This window comes from Gemmatimonadaceae bacterium (assembly GCA_016720905.1).
GTDB lineage: Bacteria > Gemmatimonadota > Gemmatimonadetes > Gemmatimonadales > Gemmatimonadaceae > Gemmatimonas.
The window spans coordinates 1-15,557 of the sequence record JADKJT010000009.1 but is presented as its reverse complement, the minus strand read 5'-3'; the positions used below and the strand labels follow the sequence as shown (position 1 = coordinate 15,557).

The following is a 15,557-nucleotide window of genomic DNA, read 5'->3' as shown; positions in this document are numbered from 1 at the left end:
TTGAGTGCGTATCAAGGCCCCGTGGCAGACGCACCAGGGTCCCCGTCGGCGTCGGGTATCGCCGTCGCCTGTGGCTCGGCCGCGACCAGTAACAGCGAGTCCTCGGGGACGGCGACGGCCAGTCGGGCGTCTTCGCGCTCCCGCTCATCCGAAATTTCCACCGCAATAGCGGCCGCTTCGTGCACGGGCAATCCCTCGGCGCGCAGCGTGTACTCCCTGTTCGCTCACTTCATCACGTTCGCGTCGAAGTCCTTTGGCTGGGGTTTCGATCTGGCCGGGGAGTTCCACGCGCAATTCCTCGACAAGCATCAGCAAAGCGGCCGCGACCGGCAACGCCAATAGCGCCCCGGCAATGCCCATCAACGTGCCGCCAGTCAGCAGAGCGACCAGCACGACCGACGAGGGCAGCCGCAGCGAACGCGCGTACACCATGGGAATGAGGATGCGGCTTTCGAGCTCCTGATACACGAAGATCGAAATCGCCACCGTCACCGACACCGCAGTGCCCAGCGACATGGTCGCCAGCAGCGCGGGACCCATCACCAGCAGGACGCCGATATACGGCAGCACATCCGCCAGTCCCGCCAACACGGCGATAGCCAGCGCACCTTTGACGTGCAGGATCGAGAGCAGCACGAGCATGAAGCCGCCCATCAGCAGGCACGTGATCAGCTGCCCGCGAATGTAGCCACCGACGATGTGCTCAAGGTTGAGCAAGATGCGCGACAGGCGGATGTGCTGCGTGCGCGGCACCAACGCAAACATCGCGCCCCGCAAGCGATCGCGATCAATCATCATGTACAGCGCGAGAAACACGGCGCCTACGCCGTAGGCCACCAGTTCAAAGGCGCGCATCGACGTCTTGAGGGCGAACTGGCCCGGGTTGCCGAGCAGCGCCCCGTAATTGATGTGGCGCAGTGAGGCCGCCATCGATGACGTGATGTGCCAACGGGAGAGCAACACCGCCAGGCGCTCGCGCAACACCGGCTCCTGTTCGATCAGTGACGTCACCTGAGCGATCAACTCAGGGATGGTCAGCGTGGACAGAAGCAGCACAACTGCGAGCAGGATCGTAAACAGCAGCGCGATCCCGCGGCCCCGCCGCATGCCGTGTGCTTCCAACCACTCGAGCGGCGGCGACAGCGTGCCAACCAGCAGGAGCGAGGTAATCACCACCAGAATCACCGACGTGATGCGGAGCAGGAGAAAGGCTGACGCCACGACCGCCAGCAGCATGACCATCGAGCGGGCGGTGATGTCGATGCGATGCACGCGAACTTGCGCCGCTGGCGGTACAACCGCCACCTCACCCAACGACGATGGAGTGCCTGACACGTGGAGCGTGTTCAGGCGGTGCGTGGCGTTCGCAGTGCGTTCAGGAGCAGCACGGCCACCACGAACGTTGCCGCCACGACCAGGCCCGAAGACGGGATCGCCAACCACGCCAAGGACTCCTTGGCGGCTCCGGTACCGCCAAGGGCAGGCGCCCGGAACCCGGCCCAGACCCAGTACAGCGAGTAGCCAAGGGCACCGATGCCAAGCGCCACACTGATGGCGGCCGCGAGACGTGCGCCGGTGCCGAGCAGCATGACGACCAGGGTCAGCGCGATGGCGACGGTTCCAAGGCTGCCGGCATGCAGATGGGAACGCTGCATATAGGTCCACGACTTGTCGGTCACCGCCTTCATGGCCGCCGGGTCCTGATGGTAGACCGCGGTATCGGCCGCCGCCGCCGAGGCACTCAATCGTGACTTGATCAAGTCTTCATTCAGCCCGAACACCACGCCAAGCATGAAGCCCAGCAGGAGGGTGAGGACCGCCAGCAGTAGTCCGGGCAGCACCGGCCGGAGCGCGCGCGCGGAGATCGTGAGCACCGGCGCAGCGTCAATGGGAGACATTGTGAAATCGTTCATCCCGAACGCTATGCCGGTCGCCCTCGAGGTACCATCACTCAAAGGAGTGATGGGTTCGTGGTCCGAGATCACGGCAGAATCTCGGGTGACTGGAGAAACGGGACGGACGTATCCGACCGTCTCGTGAGGCACCGCAACGCTGCGTGAATCCTACGCTTGCGCAGATCCCATCGCGAGCATTGCTTGGCTTGGCGCTCCATGAGCATACCCGCGAGCCTTTCGCCCCCTCTTCCCTCAGTGACATGCACATCGGCTTGATCGGCGGTATCGGACCGGCGGCGACGGTGGTCTACTACCAGCGCCTCTGTGCGCGGATGCGGCAAATGCAGTCACCGCTCGAACTCACCATCGTGCAGGCGGATGTCAACACGCTCATCCGGAACAACCTGGCCGATCGTCGCGACGAGCAGGCGGCGATCTACGCGGCACTGATCGACCGGTTGAAAGCCGCCGGGGCGGAATGCGTCGGCATCACATCGCTGGGCGGGCACTTCTGTTTCGACGAGACCGCGCGCCTCTCCTCGCTACCGCTCGTTTCCGCCGTGACGCCGCTTGATGAATACTTCGCTGGCGAAGGCATCGGTTGCGTGGGTCTGCTTGGCACACGGGTAGTGATGCGCACGCGACTGTACGGCCAACTGCATCGCACGCGCGCCGTGGCGTGCGACGATGATATCGAACGGCTCGGCCAGTTGTACCAGGATGTCGCCGTCACCGGTGTGTGCACCGATGCGCAGCGCGAGGTGCTGTTCGACGCCGGCCGGCGCATGGTGAATGAGCAGGGCGCCGAGGCGATCGTGCTGGCGGGTACGGATCTCGGACTGGCCTTCGACGGGCGGGAGACGGGTTACCGGGTTATCGATGCGCTTGATGTGCACGTGGCGTTGTTGGCCGACCTGGCAGCGGGGCGCACAATCATCGCGTCACGTCCATGACCCAGATGTTGCTCTGTCGATCATAGTGCGTGTAGTACAGCCGCCCGCGCGCGAGCTTGAACGAGAAGCGATCCGCCTGCAAATCGTCACCAAGGTCCGTCACCTTTGTGGGCGTTCCGCCGGTCGACGGCACCGACCAGATGGAGGATGCCCCGCGGCGGTCATGACTCTTGAAGTAGATCGTACGGCCGTCGTCACTCCAGGCGCTCATCTCCGCCTTGGGCGCGCCAGGTGCCGTTTCGTCGTACAGGGGCCGCGGCAACCCGCCGTTCACCGACACCACACGCAAACCGCCCAGCCCGCTCAATTCGGTTGCAAATGACAGCATCGTGCCGTCAGGCGACCAGTTTTGGAAGACGCCCGTCTCAAGCACTTTGCGCGTGCTCCAACGGCCATCGGTTGCGCGGCGTGCGACAAAGAGGCCGAACGGCTGAGACTGGGAGGCGAAAGACAATGACTGCCCGTCGCGTGACCAGACCGCGTTCAGTTCCTGATACGGTGTCCGGGTGACCTGCTCCAGCGGTCCGCCGTCCAACGGCATGACGAAGATCTCGCGGGAGCCGTCGCGAAATGAATGGAATGCCACGAACCGGCCATCGGGCGATGGGCTGGGGTTGAACTCAGGCCTGCGGTCCACGGTCAGTCGCTCGGCTTGACCGGACGGAAGGCGCATGCGGTAGAGATCCGGATTGCCCGTCACGTCGGAATCGAAATACAACCACTGGAGGTCGGACGACGGTGACGCCGTCTCGACGACGCCTTGTCCGAACGTCAACTGGACCGGGCGCTCGCGAGTGGCCCCCGATGACGGGAAGAGCGGCTGAGACCAGGCGTTCGAGGTCGTGGTCAGCACCGCATACGCCATGCGCGCGCCATCGGCGGAGATGGTGAACGAGCTCACGTTGAGCCCAACGGTCAGCCGCTGCGGCGACCCCGCCGCGGTTCCATCGGCATTCACGGCCTGCGAGAAAATGTCAGGAATGCCCATGCGGTTGGACACATACATCACGCGTCGCCGGTCGGCCGACCAGGTTGGTGCCTGGTTGTAAAAGACGCTGTCGGTGATGGCGCGCACGCGCCGAGTGTTCGCATCGATCACAACAATCCAACTTGGCGCGGAATTCGAGAAGTTCATGCCGGCCTTGAGGTACATGCGATTGCCTGCCGAGCAGGCGACGAGATCCGCCGGCCCCCACGCACACATGGTCGGCTGCACCATCGTGGCGACCAGCGTGCTCGCCCCGTCGGCGTCGCGCACGAACACGGAATCATCAACCACATAGGCAATCCGCTGCTCGTCGGGCGACCACGTGGCCGATTCGACGTCAGCCCCGCGGCGCGGCACCTCCTGCTTGGGCGCGCCACCACCGGCGGGCGCGCTGAATACCAATCCATCCTTGAGGTAGAGGATCCGCGCGCCGTCGTGTGACCATTGTGGCTGCGTCTCCACCGCAAGCGTGTCGTCGGTGAGCGGCGTGGCGCGACCTCCGGCCACAGGCCGCACAAAGATCTTGAATCGCGTGCCGTTGCCGAGTGCGTAGGCGACCAGCTTTCCATCCGGCGAGATGGCCGGCACAATCTCGAGACCGGATTCCCACGTGACCTGCGTGGCCTGGCCGAACTGCTCGACGCTCCCGCGCGTACCGCCAACCGCGCGGCCGATGAAAAACATGCTCGCCCCCACGGCGAGAACCCCAACCGCCACGGCAGTGCGTTTCGATCGAAGACCGTGCACAGGGAGATCAGGAATTCCCAGCGAGCCTGACACGGTGACGAGCGCTGCTGCGAACGCTTCCGCTGACGTGTACCGATCGGCCGGCAGCTTGGCCAACGCCTTGAGCACCGCGTACTCGACGTGCGGCGGCACGGTATCGCGCGCCTGACGTAGTGCCGTTGGTCGCTCCGTGAGGACCTTGGCCACGATCGCTTGCGCCGTTGACCCGACGAATGGTGGTCCGCCCACCAGCATCTCGTAGGTGACCGCGCCTAGCGCAAAGATATCGCTGCGCGCATCGATCGCGCGCTCGCCCATGGCTTGCTCGGGCGACATGTAGCAGGGTGTGCCGAGCGAAATGCCCGTTTGCGTCAGTCGCGCGCCACCAGCCGATTGCACCGCCAGTGCTATGCCGAAATCCGCCACGAGGGCGTGCCCATTCTGGAGGAGGATGTTCTCGGGCTTGATGTCGCGATGAATGATCCCCAGTCCGTGCGCATAGCCGAGGGCGTCGGCCACTTCACGGGCGATCAGGACCGCGTCATCAATCGGCAGCTGTTTCTCTCGTTCGAGGCGCGCGCGCAACGTCTCGCCGGTGACGAACGGCATGACGTAGTACAGCAGTCCATTCGCGTCGCCGCTGTCGAGCAGTGGCAGGATGTGTGGATGCTGCAGGCGCGCCGTGGTGCGGATCTCGCCAAGAAACCGCTCGCCGCCGAGTGCGGCGCCGAGGTCCGGATGCAGGACCTTGATGGCGACATCGCGATCATGCTTGAGGTCGTGGGCGACGTAGACCGTGGCCATGCCGCCTGCGCCGAGTTCACGATCGACGCGGTAGCGGTTGGCGAGAGCCTCCTGCAGGCGGGCGAGCGATTCGCTCATGTGCAGGCCCCGTTCAAAGTTCGACGCCCGCGCCAGTGTATGACATACGCCAATATGAGTCGTGCAATCGGCGGCGTCGAGGCGGTTGGCAGGTCCTCACGGTCCTTTCAGGCGCACTCGATCCCGCTGCCGGATGGCGCGCCACTGCACCTTGCTGCTATGCTGTGCATGATGGCAGCGTGCCCGCCCCGATCTGTCGCCGCTCCTCACTCCCTGACCGCCTCCTTCCCTCTCCTCGTGTCACGTCGCCCGCGCTCTGAGTGGGGTACGCACGCCGTCACTCCCACGACATACGGCCACTCCGTGCTCGGCGTGCCGCTCGAGGTATGGCGACCCGCTGGTCGTTGCGACCTCCTCGTGTTCGCCGCCATCCATGGCGAGGAGCCCGAAACGACGTGGGCACTCTCCCGGGCCCTCCGACAGATTGCCGAACCGCTCGACCACGTTGCGGTCGTCCTCGCGGCGAACCCTGACGGACTTATTCGTGGCACGCGCGCCAATGCCAACGGGGTCGACCTCAATCGCAACTTCCCCACCTCCACCTGGCGCGCCGGTCCCGTCACCAGCCGCGCGACGATCGGGGATCCCAGCGACGTGCGACTGAGCCCGGGCACGCACCCGGCGTCGGAGCCGGAGACGCGCGCCCTGTTGGCGTTGATCGACGAACTCTCGCCGACGGTGGCCGTGGCCTTGCACGCGCCCCTGGCATGTATCGACGACGCGCACGAAAGTGCCTTGGGCGCCCGACTCGCGGCGCGCACCGCCATGCCCCTCGTGCGTGATGTGGGATACCCCACCCCAGGGTCGTTCGGCACGTGGGGACTGGAGCACGGACTCGCCGTGATCACCTACGAATTCCCGGTCATTGCCAACGAGGACCTGATGCGCCTGCATGTGCCGGTCCTCGTGGAACTCCTCACCGGAACACTGCCGTGACGCTCAACTACATCTGGCTCAGTTTCTTTCTGGTGTCGCTGGTGGTGGGACTGGTCAAGCTGATTGGCGGCGACACGGCGGTCTTCGCGTCCATGACCCAGGCCACGTTTGATTCCGCAAAGACGGGTTTCGACATCTCGATCGGACTCACCGGCGTGCTGACGCTCTGGCTCGGCCTCATGAAGGTGGGTGAGGCCGGCGGAGCCATCGGGGTGCTGGCGCGCCTGGTCTCGCCGTTCTTCGCGCGTCTCTTCCCGGAAATTCCGCGCGGCCATCCGGCGCTGGGCTCGATCATCATGAACTTCTCGGCCAACATGCTGGGGCTGGACAATGCCGCCACGCCGCTTGGCCTCAAGGCGATGAACGAGTTGCAGGAACTCAATCCCGTCAAGGACACCGCCACCAACGCGCAGATCATGTTCCTGGTGCTGAACACCTCTGGGCTGACACTCATTCCCATCAGCATCATGGTGTATCGCGCACAACTCGGTGCCGCGAATCCGGCGGACGTGTTCCTGCCCATTCTCATCACCACCTACTTCGCGACACTCGCCGCGCTCATCGGCGTGGGACTCATCCAACGCATCAACCTGCTCGATCCCGTCCTGCTGGGCTGGCTCGTTGGCGTGACCGCGCTGGTCGCTGGGATCGTGTGGACGTTTGCTGGCATGGACCAGGCGCGCGTGCAGGCGATATCGAATCTGGTGGCCAATGTCGTGCTGTACGGCGTGATCTCGACGTTTCTCATTATGGCGATGGTGCGCAAGGTCAATGCCTACGAGGCTTTCATTGAAGGGGCGAAGGAAGGATTCCAGGTGGCCATTCGCATCATCCCGTACCTCGTGGCCCTGCTGGTGGCGATTGGCGTGTTCCGCGCCTCAGGATCGCTCGATCTGCTGATGCAGGGAATCGCCAAGGGCTTCGCGTTTTTTGGCCTGGACGATCGCACCATTGCCGCACTGCCCACCGCGCTCATGAAACCACTGTCCGGCAGCGGCGCGCGCGGCATGATGGTGGACGCCATGAAGACATATGGCGCCGACTCATTTGCCGGACGCCTGGCGTCCACGTTTCAGGGCGCGACCGATACGACGTTTTACATCCTGGCCCTGTACTTCGGCTCGGTCGGGGTCCGGAAGACACGACACGCTGTGGCGATGGGACTGTTCGCCGACGCCGTTGGCGTCGCGGCAGCGATCACGGTGGCGTACCTCTTCTGGGGATAGACGCGACGGCCTGGGATTCCGCTATCGTCCGATCTTGTCAAAGGTGACGTTGCCGATGGCGTAGTCGCGCCAGCTGCCAAAATCAAAGTGCCACCACTCGAGGGCATTCACGACGAATCCCTCGCGCACCATCGCGTTGCGCAGCAGCGCGCGATGCCACCGCTGCAGGGCGGTGCCCCCGGGGTAGTCGGCGTGTGCGCGCCCGGTGCTTTCATCATACGTGCTCGGCATCTCAATCGGCCGACCTGACTTGAGATCGTAGAGGGTCAGATCAACCGCCGCGCCCCGATTGTGCTTTGACCCGTCAGCGGGATTGGCCACGAGCCAGCGCTTGTCGGCGGGCATCGCATCCCAGAACATCCGGGTCACGTACCACGGCCGATAGGCATCGTGGATCAGCAGTCCATAGCCGAGGACGCGCAGCGCGCGATGGGCGCGCACGACCGCCTCGGCGGCGGGTCGCTGCATGAAGGCGCGCGGCTGGTCGTAGAATTTCGCGCCAGCAAAATTGTTGGTGGTCGCGTAGCGGATCTCGAGCTTGATGCCCGGGTCAAGTGTGGTGAGTTCAACCAGATCACTGGCGCGCGCTGGGGGTTTTTCGGTCGGTGGCGAGGCCGCGAGGGCCTCACGGCGAAGATCCGCAATGCTCCGAACCGGTGTCACCTTGAGCTGGTTCGCGCCCGCGACCGGTCCCACCTGGCGCTTGGTCAGGTGCAACTGCTGCAATGCGGCCGGTGTGAGCACCTGACGCGACGCAGTTGCGCGCGCGGTATCGAGCAACACCAGCGTATTGCTGTCTTCAATCACGAATACGACCTGGCCGTTGCGGTCGTACTCACCCACCCACTTGCCAAGGGCCGGCGCGGCGGCGGGCTTGGGCCCAGGCTGCAGTGCAGCTGAGGGAGCAGTGTTCTGCGCGCCCAACGGGGCACACAGCGGAGTGCTCAAAAGCACCGCCACGGAAAACGGCGCGAGCGTGGCACGGCGGCGACTGCGGTTCACGGTGAGCTCCATCGGCAGGTGAGCGTAGATGATGCGCATTGGCACCCGAGTTTACAACGTCGTGGCCGTCTTCCTGCGGGGTGCAGGCTCCAGCTGGAAGGTGACGAGGCCCGGGCGCTGACCGTCAGGAAGGAGTGTCCCCCGCTTCGCGGGACCGCTCCCCCGAATGAGGCATCCCATTGTGATTTCAGTGCGTTGCACCCTTCTGGCCCTCTCGCTGACCGGCAGGAGCACGGTGGCGTCGCGGCAGCCTGAGTCCGTCACGGTGCTGTCGCACGTGACCGTCATCGATGTCGTGCGCGGTATTCGGGTGCCCGATCAGGATGTCGTGCTGCGAGGCGCACGCATCATCGCCGTGCAGGGTGCGGGAACCTATCAACTTCCCGTCGGCGCCCGGGTGATCACTGCCCGCAATCGGTTCGTGATCCCGGGGCTGTGGGACATGCACACGCACTTGACGGACACGCCGTGGACCAAAGCGCATCCGGGGGCCGATAGCACGGACGCGCGAGCCCGCTATTACTTCTCGGCGCTTCTCCTGGCGGCCGGGGTAACAGGGGTGCGCGACTTGAGCGGCAATCTGGATGTGCTGCAGCGGTGGCAGCAGGTGGCCGATACCGCACGCAACGCGCCACCTATGCCGCGCGCGTTGGCCACGGGCGGCAAGCTGGGCAAGGAGCCGGTCGTTCCCGGCGCACCATTCCCGATTCGAACCGTGGCCGACGTGCAGACGTCGGTGCGTCTGCTGCGTGAGCATGGGGCGTCGCTGGTCAAACTCGAGGCCGAGCCCGAACCGTGGATCGTGCGCGCCGCGCTCGACGCCTGTCGCACGCAACACATCCGATGTGTGTCACACGGCACCGAGTTGGTGAGCCTGCAAGAGCTGGCCGCCAGCGGGATGTCCAGCGTCGAGCATCTCTTCTGGTTTCCTGAGAACACCGCGGTCATTCCGTAAGGCGAATTGCGCGCCATGCGGCGCACCGTGCAGCAGCCCACGCTGTTCGAGCGCGTGCTCTTCAAGGTCAGGGTTGTGGAGCGGCCAAGCTATGGGATCCTTGACACAGCGACGGTCTCGCATTCGCCCGCACAGGCAGCGAGGGTCTTTGCGGATGTGGCGCGGCACAGCATGTGGGTGACCCCCACGCTGACGCTGCACGATCTGATGTTGCGCATTGCACCGCGTGATCCGGTGGCGCGTGACACGAGTCTCATGACCGAACCGCCCAAAGACGTCGAACGGAAACGCAGTCCACACGTGATCGCCCTGGCGACCTCCAAGTGGAAGCTGTTTACCCGCTTGATCCGTGAACTGCGCGATGCGCACGTTCCGCTGCTGGCCGGCACCGACATTCCCCTGCAAGCGGCGCCTGGCTTCTCCTTGCAGATGGAGTTGGCACTCCTGCAGTCTGCCGGACTCACCCCGCTGGAGGCACTCCGTACCGGTACCCTCAATCCGGCGCAGTATCAGCACGCGCAGGACTCCCTGGGCACCGTCGCGGCCGGACGTCTCGCCGATCTGGTCGTGCTGCGTGACGATCCGCTGCGTGATGTGCGTGCCGTGCGTTCGATCGACTTCGTTGTTTCGCGCGGCCGTGTCTACGCCCGTCGAGACCTTGACGCGATGGTCGAACAAGCCCGCGTGGCGCTGCGCGAACTGCGACTCAGCGAAAAGACCCGCCACATGGCCGAGCGCTAGCGCGACACCACCGTCCGGGCGTCCGCAGCCACCGAGAGCACTTATGTGATCCTCCGCGAACTGGGCGAGGGGGCAGGTTCCCAACCTTTGCCTGTCGGGGCGATATTCTGTCTCCTCCCTTCGCCCCGAGACCACGGCACCGATGACCTACTCCACCATGCGCTGGCCGTGCTGTGCCATTTTTTCGATCGGTATTGCCGCGCTCACCGTCGCGCCGGCGCGCGCGCAATCAGCGCCGGTCATCGACGGTCCACCCGCCCCGGTGGCTCCAGCCGTCATTACCCGCAACGCCGCTGGCCAAGCCACCGTGCGTGCGATCAAGCTCTCGGCACCACTCATGTTGGACGGCGTGCTGGACGAGGAGGTGTACGCGCGCGAGACGCCGTTCGGCGGGCTGATTCAAGTGGCACCGACCGACGGCGCTCCCGCGACAGAACGCAGCGACATATGGATCACCTACGACGAGCACAACATCTACCTGAGCTGCCGGTGCTATGAGACCGCGCCGCCAGCGGAGTGGATTGTCAACGAACTGCGGCGCGACACGGGCGGGCTCCGCAACAACGAGCACATCGGTGTGCTCTTCGACACCTTCTTCGATCGCCGCAGCGGGTTTGCGTTCTATACCAATCCGCTCGGCGCGCGCGCCGATTATTCCGTGGTGGACGAAGGCGGATCGAACACCGACTGGAACCCCGTGTGGACTTCCAAGTCCGGACGCTTTGACGGTGGTTGGACCGTGGAGATGGCCATCCCCTTCAAGTCGCTCCGGTATCGTGCCGGTCCCGATCAGACGTGGGGCATCCAGATTCGCCGCTCGGTCCGGCACAAGAACGAGTGGGACTACCTCACGCCCGTGCCGCGCATCATGGCTGGCCCGCAGGCGCTCAACCGCGTGTCGGCCGCCGGGACACTGGTGGGTCTCGATCTCCCGGAGGCCGGCAAGAACATCGAGCTCAAACCGTACGCCGTCTCGCGCGTCTCAACCGACCGCGTGCGCACACCGCAAACCAACAACGTCTTCGGCAGCGAAATTGGCGGCGACATCAAGTACGCCGTCACGCCCAATCTCACGGCGGACGTCACCGTCAATACCGACTTCGCGCAGGTGGAGATCGATGAGCAGCAAGTCAACCTGACGCGATTCAGCCTGTTCTTTCCCGAGAAGCGCGACTTCTTCCTGGAGGGTCGCGGCATTTTCGACTTTGCGCGGGGTGGCAGCGGCGCCTTCAGCGGCTCCAACACGAGCGATACGCCGCAGCTGTTCTACACGCGACGCATCGGACTCGACAACAGCAGCGTCGTCCCCATCAATGTGGGCGGCCGACTGACCGGTAAGCTTGGCAAGTACGCCATCGGGCTGATGAACATCGGCACCTCCCGTGACGCGCCATCGAATTCCGAGGCCACCAACTTCACCGTGGTTCGCCTCAAGCGCGATGTGCTGCAACGCAGCTCCATAGGCATCATGGCCACCAACCGGTCGGTGGGCGCGTCGGGCACCGGCACCAATGCGGCGTACGGGGTGGATGGCGCGTTTCTGCTGTCACAGGCGCTGACGGCCGGCGCTTACTGGGCGCAGACCAGCACCACCGGTGTGAGCGGCGACAACCAGAGTTACCAGGGTCGCGTGGACTACAGCGTCGACCGGTACGGTGCGAAAGCGGAGTTCTTGTCGGTGGGACGCAACTTCGATCCGCAGGTTGGGTTTCGCCGACGCTCCGACTTCAACCGGTCGTTTGGCGAAGTGCGCTTCAGTCCGCGACCGATGCATCTGACACAGGTGCGGAAGTTCACTGGGACTGCATCTGGCGAATACTTCGAGAACGGCGCTGGCGCGGTCGACACGCGAATCTGGCGCGGTCACTTCGGCACGGAATTCGCCAATAGCGATCAACTGAACATCGACGTCACGCAGGACTTCGAGTTCCTGCGCCGCCCGTTCACCCCCTCCGGGTCGCCCGCCGCCATCGCGCCAGGCGGCTACGACTTCTCTGATGTCGCGTTGTCGTACGAGTTCGGCGCGCAGCGACGCGCGTCGGGCACCATCAAGGTTCAGGGCGGGCGCTACTATGACGGCTCCATCCGGAGCGTGACCTTCGGACCCGGCAGTACGTTCTCGGCCGCGCGCATCGCGGTCATGCAGCGGCTGGCCGTGGAGCCGACGTTTTCGATCACCCGCATCGAGCGACCGAATGCCGCGTTCACCACGCGGCTGGCACGGGCGCGCGTGGACTATGGATTCTCGCCGTTGATGTTTGCCAGCGCACTCGTGCAATACAACTCGGCCGACCGCGCGTTCAGCACCAACCTGCGCTTCCGTTGGGAGTATGCGCCCGGTAGCGAGCTGTTCCTGGTGTACACCGATGAACGCGACGTGCGGGACGATCGGTACGTCACGCCAACGACGGTGCGCGGGCTCAAGAACCGCGCGTTCGTGGTCAAGATCAACCGGTTGTTTCGCTACTAGGCGTGCCGGTCCACGGAATACCTGACTGACGACGTGTTCATGTCTTCCGCGCCGTACGATGTCCGCGAAGTTGTCGTTGCCGCTCGTCGGGTTGCCGGCGTGCGTGCGCAGGTGCCGCGTGGCCGGGTCGGCCATGAGTTCGGCCGGCATCTGGATCAGGTGTACGCCGCCGCACGGGCGGGTGCCGTGGCGCTTGATGGGCAGAACATCTTCATCTATCGCGCGGCGACCGCCGAAGAACTCACAGTGGATTTCTGCGTCGGCGTCACCGCGCTTTTTGACGCCGTTGGGGGCGTGATGCCGTTGGAGACGCCCGGTGGGGTGGCGGCGATGACCACGCACGTCGGCGAGTATGGACGCCTGGGCGAAGCGAATGCGGCCGTTGTGGCCTGGTGTCGCGCCAACGATCGCACGCGCGCCGGTCCATCGTGGGAAGTGTACGGGCACTGGCACGCCGATCCCTCGCAATTGCGGACGGACGTCTTCTACCTGCTGCACCCCAGCGGTGCCGACGGTCGATGGGGCGCCGCACATCCGGCACCATAGAAACCTTTCCCGCGCGGGCGCCGTCCAAGTCCAAGGCTACCGGACTTCCCTCCTCCCGCGTCCCGCCCCATGCGAAACATCACGCTCGCCGCACGGATGTTGATCAAGACACCGTTCGTGACGACCATCGCCGTCCTGTCCCTGGCGCTCGGCATCGGGGCGAACGCCGCGATCTTCTCGATGTTTGACACGCTGCTGCGGCGCCCGCTGCCGGTGCCAGCGCCGGGCGAGCTGGTGAATCTGTCGGCACCCGGTCCAATGCCGGGTTCGAATTCGTGCAACACGTCCGGCCGCTGCGATGAAGTGTTCAGCTACGCGATGTTCCGGGATCTGGAGCGCTTGCAGACGCCGTTCACCGGTATTGCCGCGCATCGCATTTTCGGGACGTCGCTGACCGTCCGCAACGAGCCGATGACGGGCGAAGGTTCGATGGTGAGCGGTTCGTACTTCCCGGTGCTCGGGATCAAGGCCGCGGCAGGGCGATTGCTGACCCCCGATGACGACAACGTTATTGGGGCGCACTTCGTGACCGTGATCAGTTTCAGCTTCTGGAAGGACCGGTTCGGAAAAGACCCCGGCGTGATCGGACAGACCATTCGCCTCAACGGCAAATCGTTCACGGTGATTGGTGTGGCACCGGAGTCGTTTGAGGGCACGTCGCTTGGTGCCCGTCCCCTCGTGTACGTCCCGCTGTCGATGCGCGGCGAGGTGCAACGCTTCACCCGTTGGGAAGACCGCCGCAACTACTGGATCTATCTGTTTGCGCGCCTCAAACCGGGCGTGTCCATCGAGACCGCGCGCACCATGGCCAACGGCGTGTTTCATCCGCTGCTGGTGAATGTGGAAGCCCCGTTACAGCAGGGTCTGAGTGACAAGACCATGGCAAGTTTCAAGGCCAAGCGGCTGCTGATCGTCCCCGGCGCGCATGGCCAGAGCAACATGATTCGGGAAGCCAGGACGCCGCTGACACTGCTGTTCTCGGTGACCGGTGTGGTCCTGCTGATTGCCTGCGCGAACATTGCGAATTTGCTGCTGGCGCGCGGCGCCGGACGGGCCACCGAAATGGGCGTACGACTCGCCCTGGGTGCCACACGTCGGCATCTCGTGCTGCAACTGCTCACCGAGAGCATCATGCTGTCGATGATTGGCGGCCTGGTGTCGCTGCTCGTGGCCGTGTGGACGCTGCGCGCGATCGGCGCCCTGCTCCCGCCGGAGGCGTCCACGACCATGCGATTCTCGATCAGTGGCTCGGTAGTCGCTTTTTCGGCGATGCTGAGTCTCATCACCGGCATCGTGTTCGGCCTGTTCCCCGCCCTGCACAGTACGCGCACGGGCGTCATGAGCACGATCCGCGCGGGCGCCGGCCAGATCGCCGGCGGTCGCGCGGCGGCGCGCTTTCGTGCCGGTCTCGTGACCGCGCAGATTGCGCTGTCGATGGGGCTGCTCATCATGTCCGCGTTGTTCCTCAGAAGCCTCATGAATGTCACGCGTGTCGATCTCGGCCTGCGGGTGGACAACATCGCCACCTTCAGCATTGTGCCGCGGCGCGCCGGCTACGACAGCGTGCAAAGCGCGGAGCTGTTCAATCGCGTGGAACAGGAGTTGAAGACGGTTCCTGGCGTGACCAGTGTGACGGAAGGCGAAACGCCACTTCTCAGCGGCGACAGCAACAACAACTCGCTCAAGGTGCAGGGATACAACTGCGGCCCGGACGTAGACTGCAATTCGGCCGCAAACCAAGTGGGCTCGGACTACTTTTCCACGTTCAACGTGCCCATGATTTCCGGTCGAGAGTTCACGACCGCTGACCGGGTCGGGTCACAAGCCATTGCCATTGTCAACGAAGCGTTTGTGAAGAAATTCGGATGGGGGCGCGACGCGGTGGGGAAGTACATTGGCGAGTCCGAAGGCGACTCCCTGAACGTGCAGGTCGTCGGAGTGGTTCGAAACCTCAAGTACAGTGACGTCAAGGACTCCATCCCACCTGTGTACTATCGACCATGGCGTCAGGACGGCGACGTGGGTGCCTTGTATTTCTATGTGCAGTCGTCGATCCCACCGGAACAGATGCTCAGCGCATTGCGTGCCACCATGAAGCGCATCGATCCGACGGTGCCGATCGAGGATCTCAAGACGATGCCGCAGCAGGTCCGGGAGAACATCTTTCTCGACCGAATGATCTCCATCCTCTCCAGTGCGTTCGCGCTGCTGGCCACCGTGCTGGCCGGAGTGGGCCT

Annotated in this window: 12 protein-coding genes; 8 read left to right on the top strand and 4 right to left on the bottom strand. The window is 64.5% G+C overall.

Annotated elements, in window-relative coordinates:
- Window positions 1-144: 144 nt before the first annotated feature.
- Entirely contained in the window at window positions 145-1,335 is a 1,191-nt protein-coding gene (locus tag IPP90_09655) for an AI-2E family transporter (protein MBL0170982.1), read from the bottom strand.
- Between the two features lie 11 nt (window positions 1,336-1,346).
- Window positions 1,347-1,913, bottom strand: a complete 567-nt coding sequence (locus IPP90_09650; protein ID MBL0170981.1) for a hypothetical protein — start codon at window positions 1,911-1,913, stop codon at window positions 1,347-1,349.
- A gap of 242 nt (window positions 1,914-2,155) precedes the next feature.
- On the opposite strand from IPP90_09650, the gene IPP90_09645 reads away from it, so the two are divergent.
- Entirely contained in the window at window positions 2,156-2,848 is a 693-nt protein-coding gene (locus IPP90_09645) for an aspartate/glutamate racemase family protein (GenBank protein MBL0170980.1), read from the top strand.
- Here the strand turns inward: IPP90_09645 and IPP90_09640 are convergent.
- On the bottom strand, window positions 2,829-5,444 hold the full coding sequence (locus IPP90_09640) for a serine/threonine-protein kinase (protein MBL0170979.1): 2,616 nt from the start codon (window positions 5,442-5,444) through the stop codon (window positions 2,829-2,831). The two genes, IPP90_09645 and IPP90_09640, sit on opposite strands and share 20 nt — an antisense overlap.
- Before the next feature lie 171 nt (window positions 5,445-5,615).
- Here IPP90_09640 and mpaA point away from each other — a divergent pair, with 171 nt between their 5' ends.
- Window positions 5,616-6,380, top strand: coding sequence for a murein tripeptide amidase MpaA (gene mpaA / locus IPP90_09635; protein MBL0170978.1), 765 nt, complete (start codon window positions 5,616-5,618; stop codon window positions 6,378-6,380).
- Entirely contained in the window at window positions 6,377-7,606 is a 1,230-nt protein-coding gene (locus IPP90_09630) for a spore maturation protein (GenBank protein MBL0170977.1), read from the top strand. The genes mpaA and IPP90_09630 overlap by 4 nt, the downstream gene beginning before the upstream one ends.
- Window positions 7,607-7,627: 21 nt before the next feature.
- Here IPP90_09630 and IPP90_09625 read toward each other — a convergent pair whose 3' ends face one another.
- Complete coding sequence (locus tag IPP90_09625; protein ID MBL0170976.1) at window positions 7,628-8,620, bottom strand: M15 family metallopeptidase; 993 nt, start codon at window positions 8,618-8,620, stop codon at window positions 7,628-7,630.
- Between the two features lie 178 nt (window positions 8,621-8,798).
- Here IPP90_09625 and IPP90_09620 point away from each other — a divergent pair, with 178 nt between their 5' ends.
- The 5 genes from IPP90_09620 to IPP90_09600 all read left to right on the top strand — a co-directional run.
- Entirely contained in the window at window positions 8,799-9,563 is a 765-nt protein-coding gene (locus tag IPP90_09620; GenBank protein MBL0170975.1) for a hypothetical protein, read from the top strand.
- Window positions 9,564-9,578: 15 nt separating this feature from the next.
- On the top strand, window positions 9,579-10,304 hold the full coding sequence (locus IPP90_09615; GenBank protein ID MBL0170974.1) for an amidohydrolase family protein: 726 nt from the start codon (window positions 9,579-9,581) through the stop codon (window positions 10,302-10,304).
- Between the two features lie 142 nt (window positions 10,305-10,446).
- Window positions 10,447-12,774 (top strand): carbohydrate binding family 9 domain-containing protein, encoded by a 2,328-nt coding sequence (locus tag IPP90_09610; GenBank protein MBL0170973.1) that lies wholly within the window; start codon window positions 10,447-10,449, stop codon window positions 12,772-12,774.
- Window positions 12,775-12,813: 39 nt separating this feature from the next.
- Window positions 12,814-13,320 (top strand): GyrI-like domain-containing protein, encoded by a 507-nt coding sequence (locus IPP90_09605; GenBank protein ID MBL0170972.1) that lies wholly within the window; start codon window positions 12,814-12,816, stop codon window positions 13,318-13,320.
- Window positions 13,321-13,389: 69 nt separating this feature from the next.
- A partial coding sequence (locus tag IPP90_09600; GenBank protein ID MBL0170971.1) for an ABC transporter permease occupies window positions 13,390-15,557 on the top strand: 2,168 nt, incomplete at its 3' end.

What these genes read in the sequence shown, in the direction of transcription:
- IPP90_09650 (MBL0170981.1), bottom strand. Translation starts at nt 1,913, where the DNA reads ATGAACGATTTCACAATGTCTCCCATTGACGCTGCGCCGGTGCTCACG.
- IPP90_09645 (MBL0170980.1), top strand. Translation starts at nt 2,156, where the DNA reads ATGCACATCGGCTTGATCGGCGGTATCGGACCGGCGGCGACGGTGGTC.
- IPP90_09640 (MBL0170979.1), bottom strand. Translation starts at nt 5,444, where the DNA reads ATGAGCGAATCGCTCGCCCGCCTGCAGGAGGCTCTCGCCAACCGCTAC.
- mpaA (MBL0170978.1), top strand. Translation starts at nt 5,616, where the DNA reads ATGGCAGCGTGCCCGCCCCGATCTGTCGCCGCTCCTCACTCCCTGACC.
- IPP90_09625 (MBL0170976.1), bottom strand. Translation starts at nt 8,620, where the DNA reads ATGGAGCTCACCGTGAACCGCAGTCGCCGCCGTGCCACGCTCGCGCCG.
- IPP90_09615 (MBL0170974.1), top strand. Translation starts at nt 9,579, where the DNA reads ATGCGGCGCACCGTGCAGCAGCCCACGCTGTTCGAGCGCGTGCTCTTC.
- IPP90_09610 (MBL0170973.1), top strand. Translation starts at nt 10,447, where the DNA reads ATGACCTACTCCACCATGCGCTGGCCGTGCTGTGCCATTTTTTCGATC.
- IPP90_09605 (MBL0170972.1), top strand. Translation starts at nt 12,814, where the DNA reads ATGTCTTCCGCGCCGTACGATGTCCGCGAAGTTGTCGTTGCCGCTCGT.